The following is a 14,844-nucleotide window of genomic DNA, read 5'->3' as shown; positions in this document are numbered from 1 at the left end:
TCCTGGCGGGTTCAGGCCGGTTCGGGCGGGTTCAGGCCGCGGCGGCCCGCGCGAGCCGGGCCAGGACGTCCACGGCGAGGTTGCGGGCGAGCGGCACCTTGTACCCGTTGTCCCGCAGGGGCCGGGCCGCGGCGAGCTCCGCGTCGAGGGCGTGCCCGTACGCGGCCACGGTGGCGGGCCCGCCCAGCAGTTCCTGCTCGGCCCGCACCGCCCGCCAGGGCCGGTGGGCCAGAGCCCCGAAGGCGATCCCCGCCTGTGCGACGGTGCCGTCCGCGACCTTCAGCACCACCGCAACGGACGCGAGGGCGAATGTGTACGAGGCCCGGTCGCGGGCCTTGCGGTACGCCGAGGGCAGTCCCGCCGTGGCGGCCGGCAGCACCACGCCGGTGATCAGCTCGCCGGGACGGATCTCGGTGTCGCGCTCCGGGCGGTCCCCGGGCAGGCGGTGGAACTCGGTGGCCGGGACGCTGCGGACGCCCTGGTCGCCGTACAGCTCCACGCGCGCGTCCAGCGCGGCCAGCGCCACGGCCATGTCGGAGGGGTGGGTGGCGATGCACCGCTCGGAGTACCCCAGCACCGCGTGGTCGCGGTGCACACCGTCCCGGGCCCCGCAGCCGCTGCCGGGCTCGCGCTTGTTGCAGGGCTTGGACACGTCCTGGAAGTAGGGGCAGCGGGTGCGCTGCAGCAGGTTGCCGCCCGTGGTGGCGGCGTTGCGCAGCTGCCCGGAGGCGCCCGCGAGCAGCGCCTGGGACAGCGCCGGATAACGGTCGCGCACCAGCGGATGCGCCGCCAGGTCGCTGTTGCGGACCGTGGCGCCCACCCGCAGCGAGCCGTCGGGCAGTTGCTCCACGGTGTCCAGGGGCAGTCGGCTGACGTCGACGAGGACGGCCGGCCGCTCCACACCCAGCTTCATCAGGTCGACGAGGTTGGTGCCGCCGCCGAGGTAACGGGCGCCGGGCCGCGCGGCGAACGCCTCGGCCGCCTCCTCGACGCTCGCGGCCCGCACATAGCCGAAGGACCTCACGGGGCCACGTCCTCGACGGCCTCGACGATGCGCGGATAGGCGCCGCAACGGCACAGATTGCCGCTGAGCCGCTCACGGATCTCGTCCGCGTCCAGCCGCACGGGCCGGCCGGAGGGGGCGGCGGGGTCGGTGACATGGGAGGGATGGCCGGCCGCGGCCTCGGCCAGGGCACCGACGGCGGAGCAGATCTGCCCCGGCGTGCAGTAGCCGCACTGGAAGGCGTCGCGGTCGAGGAAGGCACGCTGCAGCGGGTGCAGCTCCTCGCCGTCGCCCGCGAGGCCCTCGACGGTCGTCACCTCGCAGCCCTCCAGGGCGACCGCGAGCAACAGGCAGCTGTTCATCCGGCGGCCGTCGACCAGGACGGTGCAGGCTCCGCACTGGCCGTGGTCGCAGCCCTTCTTCGCCCCGGTGAGGTCCAGATCCTCCCGGAGTACGTCCAGCAGGACGCGCCGGTGGTCGAGAAGGAGGGTGTGCGGCTTGCCGTCGACCCGGAGCGTCGTTTCGGAACGGTGCCCGGCCGGCACAGCGGTGGCCGGGCCGCCGCGTCCGTGGTCGTGAATGTCGCTGCCCATGGCGTGGATGACCTTCCGGACGGACCGTGGTGCTGTGCACACCGCGTATCCAGGCTGCGGCACCTGACACGTGCCGGCCCCCGGGCGCGCCGCCGGTCAGTCCCCGCCGGGGCCGGCCGGCCGTCCGTCCGCCGGGGGAGCGGCGGGGTCGGGCGCGGAGGCGGCGGCGGAGGAGGCCTGCGGCGCAGTGATGGCGCCGCCTTCGCCGGAGGCGGCCTCCTGCGACGAAGCGGTGCTCTCCCCGGGCCTTCCGCCGTCCCTGGCCGCCGGGACCGCAGCGGCACCCGGGCGCAGCGACAGGGCGGTGCCCCTGAGCCGTTCGATGCCGCGTGCGAGGTGCTGGAAGGGCGACCCCGCCGACGTACGGGCCGGTTTCCTCCCGGGCAGGGTGCTCCCGGCCTCGCGGTACACGGCGAGCGCCTCGTGCGCCCGTTCGGCCGCGTCCCGGTACAGGTCCCGGGACTTCGTCATGGCGTCCAGGGCCTCGGCGTACATGGCCACGAGCTCGCGCGCACGGGCGAGTTCCTCCTCGACGGTCCGCAGATGCCACCGCTCGCGCAGCGCGGTGAGCGCCTCCTCGGCACCCTCCGGCAGCGGCCGCGGCAGCGCGGCGCAGCGCGTGACCGCGTCGAGGAGTTCGGCCGGCTCGGTGCCGTCGAGGAAGACACTGCGCACGGAGAACTCCCGCGCGTCGTAGCCGGTTGGCGCCGGGCTGCCCGGAAGGACCACCGCGCCACCGCGGGGCACCCGGGTGCCGAAGTCGTCCAGCACCCAGTTGACGGCCCGGAGGCGGTGCGGTGCGGCGCGGTGCTCCACGACCCGGTGCCGCAGGCTGTCCGGCAGCAGCCGCACCAGGGCCGCGCGGCCGTGTTCGTCGGGGGTCATCGCCTCGTGGACGACGACGTGGACGGCCCAGGTGTCCCGCACCGCGTGCCGAAGGACGCGGCGGAGCTCCTTGTCGTCGTCCGGCAGCGGGTTGAGGTCTCCCAGACGCAGCCCCGTGACTGCCTCACGCTCCCAGCCGGCGTCCGGCTCCTGCGGCCAGAACATGGCGGCGGGCGACGGCCATCGCGGGTCCCAGGGCCGCTCCGCCTCCGCCATCAGCACCCACTCCTGCCCCTCCCCGGCGCCGCGGTGGGGCAGCAGGGCGAGCCGGGCCCGTACGGTCACCTCCTCGGCCACCAGCCAGCGGGCCTCGAACACATGCCCCTCGGCCGGGTCGACGTCGTCCGGTTCGGCATGACTGTGGAGGACGCCGCCGGCCTGGAGCTCGGCCAGGTGACGTCGTACGACGTCATCGGCGTCCGGTCCGGCGTGGCGGCCGCGGGCCGGCCACGCCGTGGGCGGGGTCACGGGAAGGGGGGCGGAGTTCGACATGGGCCAATCTGCGGGCGGGGGCGGAGTGTGCCTTCCAGTATCGCCGAGGGGGATCATGCCCCCTCGGGCGGGGCCCGCGCCGGCGTGGCGCGTGCGGCGGGCGCGCACCGCCCGCGGTTCCGTGCGCCCGGTGCCTTCCCCGAGGTCAGCGGGGCGGTGCGGTGGATCGGCCGCTCCCGATCAGTCGGTCGGTGACGTCCGTGGTGTCCGTGGCGGGCGGCGGCGTCACGTTGACGCCGGTGGCTTGTGCACATCGGGCTGCTCTTCGCGGGTGGCGTGACGGCTTCCCGGCTTCCCCGTTCGGTCCATGCCAAGCCCGGAAAGGCTGACAGTGCTACTCCGATCGGCCCTCGAAAGATGTTCTTCGGCGGCGGACGTGCTCACCGTGGAAGTCACGTGTCACATCGAGCGACAGGAGTTCTCCATGAGGATCCGAATGACGGCTGCCGCCGTCCTGGCGGGTGCGGCGCTGATGACGTGTGCGGGGACGGCAGCCGCCGACTCCGGGGCGCAGGGCACCGCCACCAACAGCCCCGGGCTCCTCTCCGGCAATGTCATCCAGGTCCCCCTCGACCTCGGCCTGAACCTGTGCGGCAACTCGCTCAACCTGGCCGGCCTGCTCAACCCGGCGTCCGGGAACGCGTGCGGGAACGCGTAAGGCGCCTCCCGGCGGCCCGGTGCGCATCCCGCACCGCGGTCCCGCTCGGGCGAAGGAGCCGTGCCCCCACGGGGGCACGGCTCCTTCGCCCGAGCGGAGTGGGCAGGTCTGCCCACTCCGCTCCTCTCCGGTCCACTTCGCTCTGCCCGGCCCTTCGGCTCAGCAGCCCTCGTCCATGCGCCGCTGGTCCTCCTCGTCCCAGGCGCGGGTGTCCCGGGGTTCCACGTAGGGCTCGTCGTCCGCCGGGTGCCCGCCGTCGATCACGCGCTGCCGCGCCATCTCGGCGTCGAACTCCAGGCCCAGCAGAATGGCGAGATTGGTGACCCACAGCCATACGAGGAAGACGATGACACCGGCCAGAGTGCCGTAGGTCTTGTTGTAGGAGCCGAAGTTCGCCACGTAGAAGGCGAAGCCCGCCGAGGCGGCCAGCCAGATCAGCAGCGCGAGCAGGCTGCCGGGGGTGATCCACCGGAAGCCGCGGATCCTGGCGTTGGGCGTGGCCCAGTACTGCAGCGCGATCATCATCGTGACCAGCACGACGAGGACGGGCCACTTCGCGATGGACCACGCGGTCAGCGCCGCGTGCCCGATGCCGAGTGCGGTGCCCGCCTGCCGGGCCAGGGAGCCGGTGAAGACGACGATCAGGGCGCTGGCCACGGCGAGCACCATCAGGGTCACGGTCAGTGCCACCCGCAGCGGCAGCACCTTCCACACGGGGCGCCCCTCCGGGATGTCGTAGACCGCGTTGGCGGCGCGGATGAACGCGGCGACGTACCCCGACGCCGACCACAGCGCACCCAGCAGCCCCACCACCGCCAGCAGGGAGCCGATGCCCGCGTTGCTCTGCAGCTGAGTCACCGCGTGGGAGATGATGTCCCGCGCGGAGCCGGGCGTCAGCTTCCGCAGGTTGTCCAGCACCTGCTGGGTGGCCGACTTCCCGGCGACGCCGAGCATCGAGACCAGGACGAGCAGCGCCGGGAACAGCGACAGCACGCCGTAGTACGTCAGGGCGGCGGCGCGGTCGGTCAGCTCGTCGTTCCGGAACTCCGCGACGACCCGCCGGAGCACCGCGAGCCACGAGCGGCCGGGCAGGTCGGCCGGCGAGTCGGGGGCGTCGCGTTCGGCGGAGGCGTCCGGGGCGGAGGCATGCGCCCCGGACGCCTCGCCTCGGCCGTCCTCCCGAGCCGCTTCCTCGGTGTGCGGCCGGGCGTCCTTGCCGGTGGAGTGGTCCCGGTGGCCGGGAAGGTGCAGACGGTTCATGGTGTTCGGTTGTCCCCGGCGGCCGCAAACACGCCTGGCGTTCTCCTCCGCCCGGCCCTCGGCCTGCCAAGGCGCGCCGCGAGATGGCCTGTGCGGCGCACGGGACGCACGAGGCTCACACGGTGTGCGCGGCGCGCGCCCCCGGCGGCCCCTGCACACCCGTGTCGCGGCCCCGGCGGCGGCTTCCACAATGGTTGCCGGACGGGGCCCGCCCACCATCCGCATCGGGGCGTGGCCCCGTTCGCCACGCACTTGAGTCTCCCCAGCGCCATCCCGGCGGATCGGGCGTCCCTCCAGTACTGCCGGTGCTGCCGGTGCTGCCGGATTTGCCGGTCCTGCCGGGCCTAGGCGCCGCTCTCCCGGAGCATGTCCTCGCGCTCGACGATCTTCACGCGCTCCCGGCCCTGCGGCTCGCCCAGCGCCTTCTCCGCCGCGTCCAGGCGGTACCAGCCCTCCCAGGTGGTGAAGCGGACGCCGTGCTCGGTGAGGAAGGCGTCGACGGCCTCCGGTTCGGGCGACGCCGGGGTGTGCAGCCGCCCGCCCGCGTAGTCGTCCAGCAGGTTGGCGACGGTCTCGTTGGCATCCCCCTTGGTGTGGCCGATCAGGCCCACCGGCCCGCGGCGGATCCAGCCGGTGACGTACGTGGACTGCACGTGCTCCCCGGTCTCGCCGATGATCCGGCCGCCCTCGTCCGGCACGGTGCCGGTCTCGAGGTCCCACGGCAGCTTGGGCAGCTTGTCGGAGAGGTAGCCCACGGCCCGGTAGACGGCGGTGACGTCCCAGTCCTTGAACTCGCCGGTGCCCTTGACGTTGCCGGTGCCGTCGAGCTCGGTGCGCTCCGTGCGCAGGCCGACGACCCTGCCGTCCTCGCCGAGGATCTCGGCCGGGGACTCGAAGAAGTGCAGGAACAGCTTGTGCGGCCGGTCGCCGGTGTCGCGGATGGCCCAGTTCTCCAGGGTTTTGGCGACCATGTCGGCCTGCTTGTTGCCGCGCCGGGTGGCGATCGAGCCCTCGTCGTAGTCGATGTCCTCGGGGTCGACGACGACCTCGATGCTGGGGGAGTGGTCCAGCTCCCTGAGCTCCATCGGGCTGAACTTCGCCTGCGCCGGACCACGGCGGCCGAAGACGTGGACCTCCAGCGCCCTGTTTGCCTTCAGGCCCTCGTGGACGTTCGGCGGGATCTCCGTCGGCAGCAGCTCGTCCGCCGTCTTCGCCAGGATGCGGGCCACGTCGAGGGCGACGTTGCCCACGCCGAGGACGGCGACCTTCTCCGCCTGAAGCGGCCAGGTGCGCGGCACGTCCGGGTGCCCGTCGTACCAGGACACGAAGTCCGCGGCGCCGTAGGAGCCGTCGAGTTCGATGCCGGGTATGGGCAGCGCCCGGTCGGCCGTCGCGCCGGTGGAGAAGATCACGGCGTCGTAGAACGCGCGCAGGTCGTCGAGGCTGATGTCGGTGGGGTAGTCGACGTTGCCGAAGAGGCGGATCTGCGGCTTGTCGAGCACCTGGTGGAGCGCGGTGACGATGCCCTTGATCCTAGGGTGGTCGGGCGCGACGCCGTAGCGGATCAGGCCGAACGGGGCCGGCATCCGCTCGAAGAGGTCGATGGCCACGCCCGGCTCGGCGGCCACGTCGGACTTGAGCAGGGCGTCGGCGGCGTAGATCCCGGCGGGGCCGGCTCCGACGATGGCTACCCGCAGGGGGCGGGACATGTTCGGGTTCCCTTCGAGCGGTGATGGAACGACTCGACGGCAACCCTAAACTAAGGCAAGCCTAAGTTGGTACGGGGGTCCGGTCTATGAGGTCATAAGGCTTGCTTATGGGATCTCAAAGCCCGGCAGGGGGGTGGTAGGACGCAACGACTCGCTTCGGGCATGGTGGAGCTGTGATCCTGCCGGCCGCGTGCTTCGCCGTCATGGGCGCTGCCGCCAACGCCACGGGCACCGCCTTCCAGCGCAAGGCGGCCTCCGGCGTCGCGCGGGACGGCGGACCACGTCTGCTGCTCGACCTGGCGCGGCGCCCCGTGTGGCTGGCGGGCATCTGCGGGGTGCTGGCCTCCGCACTGTTCCAGGCGCCGGCACTGTGAACGGGCGCATGGCGCTGGTGCAGCCGCTGTTCATCATGGAACTGCCCTTCGCCCTGCTCGTCGCCACCCCCTTGATGCACCGTCTGCTGCCGCGCGCCGGCTGGTGGGCCGTGGCCGGCGTGGTCGGCGTGGTCGGCGGTCTCGCCCTCGTCCTGGTCTCGGCCGCCCCGTCCGGGGCCACCGGCCTGGCGGCCATGGTGCGCTGGATGCCTACGCCGGCCCTGTGTCTGGGGGCGATGGCCACGGCGGTCGTCGAGGAGCTGCCGCGGCAGGACCGGCGCTGATCCTGTACCTGTACCTGTCCTTTCCCCGGCAGGACCGTCCCGTCCACGACCCTCAGAGCGACACGAACGGGGCCGGATGCCGCCCACCTCCCCAGGACGGCGGCGTCCGGCCCCTGCATGTGTTTGCATGGGGTGCCCGGCCCGGTGACGATCATGGCGCATGATCGTTCGGCGCACGGCCGCTCAGCGCGTGGTCAGCAGCCCCTGCCGCAGCCGGGCCAGCAGCCGGTTGAGCAGGCGGGACACATGCATCTGGGAGATGCCGAGCCGCTCGCCGATCTGCGCCTGCGTGAGCTCCTCGACGAACCGCATGTGGATGATCTGCCGGTCCCGCTCGTCGAGTTCGGCCAGGAGTGGAGCGAGGCTGTGGATGTCCTCCACCAGTTCCATGCTCGTGTCCTCGGCGCCGATGAAGTTGGCCAGGACGCTCTCGCCGTCCTCGCTGCCGCTGACGGCGGCGTCAAGGGATGCGGAGGTGTACCCGTTGGAGGCCACCATGGCGTCGACGACCTCCTGCTCGGGGAGGTTCATCAGCTCCGCAAGCTCCCTGGTCGTGGGCTTGCGCCCCAGCCGGCTGCTGAGCTCCTCGGTCGCCTTGGCCAGCTCGACGCGGGCCTCCTGCAGCCGGCGCGGGACGTGCACGGCCCAGGACGTGTCGCGGAAGAACCGCTTGATCTCGCCGACGATGTACGGCACCGCGAAGGACGTGAACTCCACCTCGCGGCTCAGCTCGAACCGGTCGATCGCCTTGATCAGGCCGATCATGCCGACCTGGACGATGTCCTCCATCTCCTGCGGACCCCGGCTGCGGAAGCGGCCGGCCGCGTAGCGGACGAGGGACATGTTCATCTCGATCAGCGTGTTGCGCGCGTAGCTGTACTCGGGCGTGCCCTCCTCCAGCGTCGTCAGCCGGTCGAAGAACACCCGCGACAGGGCCCGCGCGTCGGTCGGCGCGACCTGGGAGGGGTCGGCCACCTCCGGAAGCTCCGTGCGAGCCCCAGTCGCCTTCACCTCTGTGGTCACCGCCATCGTGCGGCCCTCCCTGTCAGCCGTTGCCATGCCTGGTCCTGCCCGACCGCCTTGGTGATCAAGGGCGGCGCCGAAGCGTGTACCCCCGTCCTCAAACCTCACACCCATTGTTTCGCACCCGGCTTGTTTCGCGCTCGGCAGGGACGCGCTCCGCGAAGCCGGGAACCGGCCGGACCGCGATCCGCGGCGCCTGAACCGCGGGCTCAGGGGTAACCGGGACCCATCACGTGATCGACACCGCCGCGCCCTGACCTGTGCGCGGCGCCGACGCAGACGGACAAGGGGTTGGGATGAGGCGTCTGGTTCAGCGACGCGGCGAGCGGTCGCCGCGCGAGCGCGCGGCGCGGCAGGCCCGGCACGTACGGGCGCAGCTGGGAGTGGCGGCGGACATCGCCCTCACGGCCCAGCGGCGGATGCTGACCGAACGGCTGACCGCGGGCACGCACGAGCCCGGCGAGCGCGTCCTGCGGGGGCGGGTGACCGTCGACGACGTCATGGAGTACGCCCGGCAGCACTTCGGCCTCGGCACCGCCTCGCGCGAGCAGGCCGCCGCGGCGCTGCGCGTGCGGTTCGAGCTGCGGGGCGGACGCCACGACCTGGACACGGACGCCTACACGGTCTGAGCGGGCGCCCGTGCGGGCCGTCACCGGGGTGCACACCGGCCCGGCGCCCCGCAGAAGATCACCAGGTGGACGAAGGCCGAGGGCCGCACCTTCGACGCCTCGCCTGAGGACCCCCGGACGAAGTTCGCGGTTCACGGTGCCCCGCGGCCCGTGCCCCGCGGCCCGCGGCCCGTGCCCCGCGGCCCGCGGCCCGAGACTCGCGCCCCGCGACACGTGACCGCCGAATCGCCAGCCCGCGACACGCCGGCGGCGGGTTCCCGGCCCTCCTCGACACGCAGGGTCAGGGAGCGGCCGCTGACCCCGGAGCCCGGCCCGCGAGGTCGCCCCGCCCCGGTGCGTGGCCGTCGTCGGGCACGCGCAGCCGGGCACCCTGGCGCAGCAGCTCCTGCTGGACCAGGGCGTAGGGCACCTCCCGGGGGCTGCGTCCCACCCGGGTGGCGAGCGCGGCGCAGATGCCCGCCGCCTGGCCGGTGGCCATCGCGATCGGCATGACCCGGTAGGACGAGTGCGCCACGTGCGAACCGGAGATGCAGCGGCCGGCGACGAGCAGCCGGTCGGTCTCCCGGGGCAGCAGGCAGCGCAGCGGGATGTCGTAGAAGCGGCCCCGGGGCACGCGCCTGATCACCGTTCCGCTGCCCTCCGGGTTGTGGATGTCGATCGGGTAGGCGCCGTGCGCGACGACGTCCGGGAAGCTCCGCGCGTCGAGGATGTCGTAGCCGGTCAGCCGGTAGTCGCCCATGACCCGGCGGGTCTCGCGCACGCCGATCTGGGTGCCGCTCTGCACCGCGTACGCCTCCTCGAACCCCGGCACGCGCGAGCGCAGGAAGTGGTCGATCTGGGCCAGCTGGCGGCGGGCCGTCCACTCGGCGCGGCTGAGGTCCCACACGTCGATGCCGAGCGCGCCGGTGACGCGGGTGCTGTTGACGGCGATCTCCCGCGGGTGCGGGGTGCCGAAGAACAGGATGTCCTCGCGCGGCAGCCGCAGCTCGCCCGCCGCCGTGGCCTCCTGGACCAGGTCCCACAGCCCGTGGACGCCGCGCCACTGGTCGGGGTGGGCCCGGACGTACTCGGCGAACCGGGGCCGGGCGAAGTCCGCCATCCGGAACATCAGCGTCATCGGCTGCACCCGCCCGTCCTCCGGGCGCCCCACCTCGAACGGGGCCCCGCAGGAGGCGGCCACGTCCCCGTCGCCGGTGCCGTCCACCACGACGTCCGCGTCGATCGCCACCGGGCCGGACTTGGTCTCGAAGACCACCCGCCAGCCGTCCTCCAGGGGCAGCGCGGCCGACGCGAAGGAGTGGAAGAGCAGGTGCACCCCGGCCTCGTCCAGCATGTCCAGCAGGACGAGCTTGAAGATCTCCGGGTCGAACGGCACGGTGTAGCCGGTCTCCAGCGACGGCGGGATGCAGCCGCCGCGCTCGGTGAGCCGGCCCAGCAGCCGCCACAGGAAGCCGGCCACCACGGCCTCGCCCTCGCCGTGGTCGGAGGGCAGCAGCCGGTCCCCGGGGCCGTCCGCGCCGAACACCGCCTGCTTGTGCTCGTTGTGGAAGGACATCAGCGGCATCACGAGCGCGACGGTGGCGTTGCCGCCCAGAAAGGCGTACCGCTCGACGAGCACCACGTCGGCCCCGGCGTCGGCGGCGGCGTACGCGGCCGCGGTTCCCGCGGGTCCGCCGCCCACGACGAGGACGTTCGTGCGCCCGGCGTGGTGTGCCGTACGCGGTGGCAGGGTGACGGTGTGCGGCTGCTCGGGGCGGCGTAGAACAGGCATCACGCCTCCTGCCCGGCGCTGGTGCTGCGCACCGCGCCGTCCTCGGGGCCCGCGTCCAGCAGGTGCAGACCGTGCGGCGCCGGCGCCCTGGCGCCGGCGGCACCGCCGGCCTCGCAGGGGGCCGCGCCGTCCATGCCGTCGAGCAGGGCCCCGCACCGCGCGCAGGTCTCGGCGGCCAGCTCCCGCAGGGTGCGGACGCGCTCGCCCAGGTCCGCCCGGCGCTGCGGGAACTCGTCCCAAAGCCGGTCCACCTCGGCCAGCAGCAGCCCCACCTGCTCGCGGGCCACCCCCACCAGCGCCGGAGCCCCCAGCCGGCGGGCGAAGTCGAACACCTTCCCGGCGTACGGCAGCGGCAGCACGGGCAGTCCGGAGACGGCCGCGAACATCAGGAAGTGCAGCCGCATGCCGACCACGAGGTCCAAGTGGCCCATGAGGCCCAGTACCTGCCCGGGCGTGTAGGCGCTGTGCAGGATCCGGCCCCGGTCCGGGGCGGTCATGCGGGACAGGACGGCGTGGGCGTGGCGGACGTCGTGGCGTTCCATCGGCATGAAGACCACCTGGGCGTCCAGCCGGCGCACCAGGAAGTCGGCCACATCGGCGAGCAGCGCGTGGTAGTCGCCCTCGTCCAGTTTCTCCGCCGCCCGGCCGGGCTCCCGCACCGACATTCCCACCAGCCGGGCCTCCGCGGGCACGCCCTCCTGCCGCATCATCTCGGCCGTGAAGGGTTCCGGCGGCAGCAGCAGAGCGGGGTCGGCGGTGACCACGAGGTCCCGTTCGACCCCGACCTCCTCCAGGACCAGCCGCGACTCCTCGTCCCGCACCACCACCTCGTCCATGTCCGCCAGCACGGTCCGTACGGCCTCCCGGTCGTCGCCCTCGCGCAGCGGCCCGGCGCCGATCGCGTAGGCGAACGTGCGCACGCCCCGGACCTGGGCGGCGCGCACCAGTTTCAGATAGCGGCGCGCCTCGCCGTCGTAGAGGATGCCGCCCCCGCCGAGGACCAGCAGGTCCAGGCCGGACAGCACGTCGGTGACGCGCTTTTGCGGGACGCCCTCCCAGTCCACCACCTCGTCGGCCATCGGCTGGTGCGCTCGGGTGTGCTCGGCGTCGCGGCTGAAGACGACCAGCTCGGCTCGGGGCCGGTGGGACCGAAGACAGCTCAGGACGCACTGGAGGATGGCTTCGTCGCCGATGTTGAAGCCGCCGTAGGAGCCCAGCAGGCCGATGCGCAGCCCCCGCGAGCGGGGCAGCCGATGCTGTGAGGACGTCATCCGGAACTCCCGTTCCGTGGCAGGGGGTGGCTGCGGAGACAACTCCGCGCGATGTGCGGGCCGAGTTGCCGCCACCCCACGAGGAAAACACCTTCCCGGCCTCCGGCAGCCACCGCCCGGCCGCGGCAAGGGCCGGCCGACCGTGGGCCGGTCACCCTGCGGGACCACACGCGCGTGCCGTCCGCGAGCGCAGTGGACCACCCGGACGGGCGAACCCGGCGCCCTGTGCGCCGTCCATGGTGGCCGGCAACCCGTTCGGGAAGGCGGGTTCCGCCGAGGTGCGGGACGGCCGGATCGGCGCCCGGGAAGCGGTGGGCGATCCCGTCGATCCCGTCGATCCCGTCGTACACGATCAACCGGCGCGGACGCGCATACGGATCACGCCACCCCCAGGGCGACTTCGGCGGTGATCTGCTTGCCGCCCGGCCGGGCGGTGGCCGTCAGCCCGCGGCTGCAGGCTTGCACCAGGTACAGGCCGTGGCCGCCGACGCGCGCCCCGTCGCGCTCGTGGATCGAAGGCAGTGCGGGCGAGGTGTCCCAGACGGTGATGCCCAGTCGCGCACGGTCGGCGGAGAGCTCCAGCACCAGGCCGCAGGGGCCCGGAGCGTGGCGCACGGCGTTGGTGACCAGCTCGCTGACGACGAGCTGGGCGTCCTGTTCGGCACGTGTGGTGACACGGGTGTGGGAGGTTCTGGCAGCGCGGGTGAGGAAGGCGTGGACGGCTCGCCGCGCGTCGGCGGTGCGGGCGGCACCGGTGACCCAGGTGACGCCACAGCGCAACGCGGCAGCGGGACGGCTCCGCTCCTGCTCATCCGATGCCTGCTTCCTAAGCGGGATGATCATAGGAGTACCGTTGGGTGCTGCGGTCGGTTTTGCGGTTCGTGGTCTCTGCCGTGGCTACGGCTACCCGGCGTTCGCGGTCTGAAGCCGCTGAAGTGGCCCTCGCCACGTGAACCGTTGATGGTGCGGGGCCCGGGGGTTGCGCCGCGCGTCACGGGGGAACGCGGCACTTCTGCGCGCAGGGCCCGGCCGGCCGGTGCGGCCCCGGGCGGCGACCGGAGGGAGCCTCGTGGACACGGATGCGCGGGCGGGCGAAGGCACCGGTGGCCCGGCGGACGCTGCCGACGCGAGGCGCTGGAAGGCCCTCTGGGTCACCCTGGCGACCGGATTCATGAGCCTGCTCGACGTGACGATCGTGGCCGTGGCGCTGCCGTCGATGCAGCGGGACCTCGGCGCCTCGGCGGCCTCGGTCCAGTGGGTCGTCTCCGGCTACGCCCTGACGTTCGCGCTCGTGCTCGTACCGGCGGGCCGGCTGGGCGACGCCATGGGCAGACGCCGGATCTTTCTGTGGGCCCTTGCCGCCTTCGTGGCCTGCAGTGCCGCAGCGGGCGCTGCCCCCACGGTCGCCTGGCTCGTCGTGGCCCGGCTCGTGCAGGGCGCCTGTGCGGGGTGCCTCGCCCCGCAGAACTCGGCGCTGATCCAGCAGATGTTCCGCGGGGCCGAACGAGGCCGCGCCTTCGGCCTCTTCGGTGCCACGGTGGGCGTCTCCAGCGCGGTGGGCCCCGTGGTCGGCGGCCTGATCCTGGCACTGGCCCACGGCGCCCAGGGCTGGCGCTGGATCTTCTACGTCAACGTGCCCGTCGGCGCGGTCGCGCTCCTGCTCGGCATCCGGCTGCTGCCGCGGGTGGCGCCCGGCCGGCGGGAACGGCTCGACCTCCCGGGCGTCGCCCTGCTGGGGGCGGGGGTGCTGAGCCTGATGCTGCCGCTGGTGTTCGCCGAGACCGGGGGACTGCACCGGCTGTGGTGGCTGTTCCTGGCCGGTCTGGCGCTGCTGGCCGTCTTCGCCCGCTGGGAGCAGCGCCTCGCGGCGCGCGACGGCCGGCCGCTGCTGGATCCCCGGCTGCTCACCAGCATTCGCGGCTACGCTCCGGGCGCGGCACTGGGCGCGCTGTACTTCGTGGGGTTCAGCGGGGTGTGGCTCGTGTTCGCCCTGTTCTTCCAGAACGGCCTGGGGTTCGAGCCGCTGCGGTCCGGGCTCGCGGTGACGCCGTTCGCCATCGGCTCCGCCGGCGCCGCGGTGGTGGCCGGTCGGCTGGTGGAGCGGCTGGGGCGGCTGCTGACCGTCTGCGGGCTGGTCACGGTCATGGCGGGGCTCGGCGCGACGGCACTGATCCTGCGCTCGGCCCCCTCGGACGTCGTGGCGTGGCTCGCCGCGCCCGCCCTGTTCGTCGGCGGGCTGGGCAGCGGCTGCGTCATCTCCCCGAACGTCACGATGACGCTGCGCGACGTGCCGGTGCGCATGGCCGGGGCGGCCGGCGGCGCCCTCCAGACGGGCCAGCGGCTGGGCGGCGCCGTGGGCACGGCGGCCCTGCCGGGGCTGTTCTACCTGGTGCTCGAGGCGACCGGGAAGGACTACCGCAGCGCCGTGGCGCTCTCGGTCGGGTGCGCGCTGGTGGCCCTGCTGGCGTCCCTGGTGGTCGCGGTCCTCGACTGGCACCGCGACCTGCGCGGCCGGGGCCGGCGGCGTCCGCACAAGGCCCCCCACGAGCACACTTCCGCGAACCGGGGGTGACCCGGACAGGTGCGGAGGTCCAGACATCACCCGTCGTCGCTGCACCGGCCCCCGGGCAGGTTTGTCCGTCTGCCGGCCGGACACCCGGAGCGGGAAAACACCGCAGTCGAGAGTGGCTTGGAGTGAGTGACAGTGGCTGGTGACCAGAAGGGCAAGGCCAAGAAGGAACAGATGAAGGGCAAGGCCAAGGAGACCGTCGGCCGCGCGGTGGGCAACGAGAGGATGACGGCCGAGGGACAGGCCGAGAAGTCCAAGGGCGACGCCCGGCAGGCCAAGGAGAAGGCCAAGGACGCCTTCAAGCCCTGACGGACCGGAGCGAG

13 protein-coding genes and 1 pseudogene are annotated in these 14,844 nt (G+C 73.4%); 5 read left to right on the top strand and 9 right to left on the bottom strand.

The features are described 5' to 3' along the window. Nucleotides 1-31: 31 nt before the first annotated feature. From ACH4UM_RS32465 to ACH4UM_RS32455, 3 genes are all read right to left on the bottom strand, one after another. Nucleotides 32-1,024 carry an FAD binding domain-containing protein gene (locus ACH4UM_RS32465; protein ID WP_398187182.1) on the bottom strand — a complete coding sequence of 331 codons (993 nt, stop codon included), beginning with the start codon at nt 1,022-1,024 and terminating at the stop codon, nt 32-34. Further along, nucleotides 1,021-1,596, bottom strand: a complete 576-nt coding sequence (locus ACH4UM_RS32460) for a 2Fe-2S iron-sulfur cluster-binding protein (RefSeq protein WP_398187179.1) — start codon at nt 1,594-1,596, stop codon at nt 1,021-1,023. Before ACH4UM_RS32460 ends, ACH4UM_RS32465 begins: the two co-directional genes overlap by 4 nt. A 96-nt stretch (nt 1,597-1,692) precedes the next feature. Next, the gene (locus ACH4UM_RS32455) at nt 1,693-2,973 is read right to left on the bottom strand and encodes a hypothetical protein (RefSeq protein WP_398187176.1); all 1,281 of its coding nucleotides are present in this window, start codon (nt 2,971-2,973) and stop codon (nt 1,693-1,695) included. Between the two features lie 424 nt (nt 2,974-3,397). Here ACH4UM_RS32455 and ACH4UM_RS32450 point away from each other — a divergent pair, with 424 nt between their 5' ends. Beyond that, nucleotides 3,398-3,631: a chaplin gene (locus ACH4UM_RS32450; RefSeq protein ID WP_398187173.1), complete on the top strand. Its 234-nt coding sequence runs from the start codon at nt 3,398-3,400 to the stop codon at nt 3,629-3,631. Between the two features lie 159 nt (nt 3,632-3,790). Here the strand turns inward: ACH4UM_RS32450 and ACH4UM_RS32445 are convergent, their stop codons facing one another. Both ACH4UM_RS32445 and ACH4UM_RS32440 read right to left on the bottom strand, forming a co-directional pair. After that, entirely contained in the window at nt 3,791-4,891 is a 1,101-nt protein-coding gene (locus ACH4UM_RS32445; RefSeq protein WP_398187170.1) for a YihY/virulence factor BrkB family protein, read from the bottom strand. A gap of 344 nt (nt 4,892-5,235) precedes the next feature. Further along, entirely contained in the window at nt 5,236-6,600 is a 1,365-nt protein-coding gene (locus ACH4UM_RS32440; RefSeq protein ID WP_398187167.1) for an FAD-dependent oxidoreductase, read from the bottom strand. A 203-nt stretch (nt 6,601-6,803) separates the two neighbouring features. Here ACH4UM_RS32440 and ACH4UM_RS32435 point away from each other — a divergent pair. Then, a pseudogene (locus ACH4UM_RS32435) lies at nt 6,804-7,228 on the top strand (hypothetical protein); the annotation flags it as partial. Between the two features lie 213 nt (nt 7,229-7,441). On the opposite strand, the gene ACH4UM_RS32430 reads toward ACH4UM_RS32435, so the two are convergent. After that, complete coding sequence (locus tag ACH4UM_RS32430) at nt 7,442-8,287, bottom strand: RNA polymerase sigma factor SigF (protein WP_398187306.1); 846 nt, start codon at nt 8,285-8,287, stop codon at nt 7,442-7,444. Between the two features lie 290 nt (nt 8,288-8,577). Between ACH4UM_RS32430 and ACH4UM_RS32425 the strand changes: the two genes are divergently transcribed. Next, entirely contained in the window at nt 8,578-8,910 is a 333-nt protein-coding gene (locus tag ACH4UM_RS32425; RefSeq protein ID WP_398187164.1) for a hypothetical protein, read from the top strand. A gap of 280 nt (nt 8,911-9,190) precedes the next feature. On the opposite strand, the gene ACH4UM_RS32420 is transcribed toward ACH4UM_RS32425, so the two are convergent. From ACH4UM_RS32420 to ACH4UM_RS32410, 3 genes are all read right to left on the bottom strand, one after another. Then, complete coding sequence (locus ACH4UM_RS32420) at nt 9,191-10,681, bottom strand: FAD-dependent oxidoreductase (protein ID WP_398187161.1); 1,491 nt, start codon at nt 10,679-10,681, stop codon at nt 9,191-9,193. Next, entirely contained in the window at nt 10,681-11,952 is a 1,272-nt protein-coding gene (locus ACH4UM_RS32415) for a polysaccharide pyruvyl transferase family protein (protein ID WP_398187158.1), read from the bottom strand. The genes ACH4UM_RS32420 and ACH4UM_RS32415 overlap by 1 nt, the downstream gene beginning before the upstream one ends. A gap of 378 nt (nt 11,953-12,330) precedes the next feature. After that, nucleotides 12,331-12,795: an ATP-binding protein gene (locus ACH4UM_RS32410; protein WP_398187155.1), complete on the bottom strand. Its 465-nt coding sequence runs from the start codon at nt 12,793-12,795 to the stop codon at nt 12,331-12,333. Between the two features lie 226 nt (nt 12,796-13,021). On the opposite strand from ACH4UM_RS32410, the gene ACH4UM_RS32405 reads away from it, so the two are divergent. Next, nucleotides 13,022-14,524: an MFS transporter gene (locus ACH4UM_RS32405; protein ID WP_398187152.1), complete on the top strand. Its 1,503-nt coding sequence runs from the start codon at nt 13,022-13,024 to the stop codon at nt 14,522-14,524. 132 nt (nt 14,525-14,656) lie between these two features. Continuing rightward, a complete protein-coding gene (locus ACH4UM_RS32400) occupies nt 14,657-14,830 on the top strand; it encodes a CsbD family protein (RefSeq protein ID WP_398187149.1) in 174 nt (57 codons plus the stop codon). The last annotated feature ends 14 nt before the right edge of the window (nt 14,831-14,844 follow it).

The organism is Streptomyces sp. NPDC020801 (genome assembly GCF_044334385.1).
GTDB lineage: Bacteria > Actinomycetota > Actinomycetes > Streptomycetales > Streptomycetaceae > Streptomyces.
The sequence above is the reverse complement of the archived record's forward strand: the minus strand, read 5'-3'. Positions and strand labels throughout refer to the sequence as shown.